Annotated in this window: 4 protein-coding genes; 2 read left to right on the forward strand and 2 right to left on the reverse strand. The window is 65.3% G+C overall.

Annotated features, from left to right (window positions below):
* Positions 1 to 579, forward strand: a 579-nt coding sequence (ftsY, locus tag FUT88_RS25180; RefSeq protein ID WP_147219266.1) for a signal recognition particle-docking protein FtsY, incomplete at its 5' end; no start/stop codon positions are given.
* 79 nt (positions 580 to 658) lie between these two features.
* Here ftsY and maiA read toward each other — a convergent pair.
* Entirely contained in the window at positions 659 to 1309 is a 651-nt protein-coding gene (gene maiA, locus FUT88_RS25185; RefSeq protein WP_147219268.1) for a maleylacetoacetate isomerase, read from the reverse strand.
* Positions 1310 to 1335: 26 nt separating this feature from the next.
* Complete coding sequence (locus FUT88_RS25190; RefSeq protein WP_147219270.1) at positions 1336 to 2037, reverse strand: fumarylacetoacetate hydrolase family protein; 702 nt, start codon at positions 2035 to 2037, stop codon at positions 1336 to 1338.
* A 148-nt stretch (positions 2038 to 2185) separates the two neighbouring features.
* Between FUT88_RS25190 and FUT88_RS25195 the strand changes: the two genes are divergently transcribed.
* Positions 2186 to 2824 (forward strand): ANTAR domain-containing response regulator, encoded by a 639-nt coding sequence (locus FUT88_RS25195; protein ID WP_147219272.1) that lies wholly within the window; start codon positions 2186 to 2188, stop codon positions 2822 to 2824.
* Positions 2825 to 3226: the final 402 nt, after the last annotated feature.

Consider the following 3226-nt stretch of genomic DNA (forward strand, 5'->3'; position numbering starts at 1 on the left):
AACGGCGCCGGTAAGACGACCAGCATCGGCAAGCTGTGCAAGCACTTCCAGACCTACGGTCAATCGGTGCTGCTGGCAGCGGGCGACACATTCCGCGCCGCCGCGCGCGAGCAACTCGTGATCTGGGGTCAGCGCAACAACGTCACGGTCGTGGCGCAGGAATCGGGCGACCCGGCCGCCGTGATCTTCGATGCAGTGAACGCCGCGCGTGCACGTGGCATCGATATCGTCATGGCCGACACCGCCGGCCGCCTGCCGACGCAGCTGCACCTGATGGAAGAACTCAAGAAAGTGCGCCGCGTCACCGCCAAGGCGATGGCCACGGCGCCGCACGAAACGCTGCTGGTGATCGACGGCAACACGGGGCAGAACGCCCTCGCGCAAGTCAAAGCCTTTGACGAAGCGCTGGGCCTCACGGGCCTGATCGTCACCAAGCTGGACGGCACGGCCAAGGGCGGCATCCTGGCCGCCATCGCGCGGCAGCGCCCGGTGCCGGTGTACTTCATCGGCGTGGGCGAGCAGGTGGAGGATCTGCAGCCGTTTTCTGCGCGCGAATTTGCGGATGCGTTGTTGGGGTGACCCCCTCGCGCGCAACGCTTCAACGTAAAAACGCCCTGAGTTGATCAGGGCGTTTTGTTTTGCGCAGTAACGCTGCAGATTACGCGGAAGCCGCATCCGGCTGCACCCCAGGCGCCGCCCTCTGAAACGCCTCCTGCGCCATGCAATGCTCGAAGATGCGCGCAAGCGTGGGGTAATCCTCCACCGCCACATCGAACCGCTTGCCGTTGAACACCTGCGGCACGAGGCACACGTCGGCCAGCGTCGGGGTGTCGCCAACACAGTAGGCACCGGTCAGCGGCGACTGTGACAGCCGCGTTTCCAACGCCGCGAACCCCAGCTTCACCCAGTAGCGATACCAGTCGTTGCGCGCCTCTTCTTCCACGTTGAACGTGTTCTTCAGGTACTTCAGCACGCGCGGGTTGTTCAGCGGATGGATCTCGCAGGCAATCGCCAGCGCAATCGCGCGGATGTGTGCGCGATTGCTGGGCGAGCCCGGCAGCAGCGTGGGCTCGGGATGCGTCTCTTCCAGGTATTCGACGATCGCCAACGACTGGTTCAGCACGTCGTTGCCGTCGCACAGCACGGGCACCAGCGCATCGGGGTTCAGCTTGACGAATTCCGGCGCGAGTTGCTCGCCCTTGAGCAGGTGCACCGGCGCGTAGTCGTACAGCAGGCCCTTGATCTCCAGGGCGATGCGCACGCGGAACGACGCCGAACTGCGGAAGTAGTTGTACAGCTTGATCGACATGGCTTCTGACTCTTCTGTCGGGTCTGTCAAATAACCTTCACGTGCAGTTCGCCCACGCCGTCGATCTTGCCGACCATCAGGTCGCCGACGACGACCGGGCCGACGCCTTCGGGCGTGCCGGTGTAGATCAGATCGCCCGGGCGCAGCTCGAACAGGCGCGACAGATACGCAATGGTTTCCGGCACCGACCAGATCAGGTCCGACAGGTCACCGCGCTGGTGTTCACGGCCATTGACCGACAGCGTGATGGCGCCCTTGTCCGGAAGCGCCACATCCTTGGCCGGCACGATCGGGCCGATGGGCGCCGAGCCGTCGAAGGCCTTGCCGGTCTCCCAGGGGCGGCCGCCCTTCTTGGCGGCGTTCTGCAGGTCGCGGCGCGTCATGTCCAGGCCGATGGCGTAACCGTAGATATGGTTGGCTGCCGTTTCCACGGCGATGTCGCGCCCGCCCGTGCCGATGGCGACCACGAGTTCGATCTCGTAGTGGCAATCCTTGGTTTCAGTCGGGTAGACGAACTGGCCGGTCTCGCCGTCGGGGATGTAGCGCACGGCGTCGGCCGGCTTGCAGAAGAAGAACGGCGGTTCGCGGTCGGGGTCGGAACCCATCTCGCGTGCATGGGCGGCGTAGTTGCGGCCGACGCAGTACACACGGCGCACCGGAAACTGGCCTTGCCCGCCACGTACGGGAATGCCGTTGACGGCGGGCGGGGTGACGACGAAATCGGTCATGCGGGTCTCCTCGAACTAAGCTGGATTGGAACAGGTGGGGACACTGCGGCCACCGCCCCCCGGCGACCGACGAGTTTGCGAGGATACACCCGCACCGGCCCGGCGCGGTTCTTGCATGAGTGGCGTGCACATTGCCCCACTTTGCACCATGCAAACGAAACCGCCCGCCCCGTCTGCCCCGCCCGCCGCCCCGCACCCGGCCGCGCCGATGCGCGTGCTGCTCGTGCGCGATCCGCTCGATGCCGAACAGATCAACCTGGAGTTGATCCGCGCCGGGCTGGCCGAGGCGGGCTTTGTGGACGTCGGCCTGGCGGATGCCGACCTGACGCTGCCCGAGCGCATTGCCGAGACACAACCCGACATGGTGATCGTCGCCTCCGAATCGGCCGCGCGGGACACCATCGAGCACGTTTGCGTGGCCACCCAGCATGCGCCCCGCCCGATCGTGCTCTTCACCGACAACGACGACGCCGCGCGCATCAAGACGGCGTTTGCCGCCGGCATCACCGCCTACATCGTCGACGGCATCAAGCCCACGCGTGTCAAGGCCGTGCTGGACGTTGCCTATGCCCGCTTCGAACACGAGCGTGAATTGCGGGCCGAGCTGGACACCGCCAAGACGCAACTCGCCGAGCGCAAGGTGCTTGAGCGCGCCAAGGGCCTGCTGATGAAGCAGATGAACCTGTCGGAAGACGACGCCTTCAAGCGCCTGCGCAAGATGGCGATGGATCGCAACATCAAGCTGGTGGAAGCCGCCCAACGCGTGATCGATGTGATGGCCGGCTGAGCGGTCAGACCGCCGCCCAGTTTTGGTGCGTCGCACAACTCCGGCGCTGGAAACGCACCAGTCGCGCGCGGCGTTCCGGACTCCAAACGTGGCGTTCCGAACCTCAATTGCCGGGCTAAAAGCCTCACACGTCGAGTTCTGAACCTCAATTGCCGAGCTAAAAGCCTCACACGCCGAGCTCCGAGCCTCAACCGCCGAGCTAAAAGCCTCGCGTGCCGAGCTCTGAGCCTCAACCGCCGAGCTAAAAGCCTCACGCGCCGAGCTCTGAGCCTCAACCGCCGAGCTAAAAGCCTCACGCGCCGAGCTCCGAGCCTCAACGGCCGAGCTAAAAGCCTCGCGCGCCGAGCTCCGAGCCTCAAACGGCCGAGCTAAAAGCCTCATGCGCCGAGCTCCGAGCTCGGA

The sequence above is a fragment of the Ralstonia sp. TCR112 genome (assembly GCF_007997035.1).
GTDB lineage: Bacteria > Pseudomonadota > Gammaproteobacteria > Burkholderiales > Burkholderiaceae > Ralstonia > Ralstonia edaphi.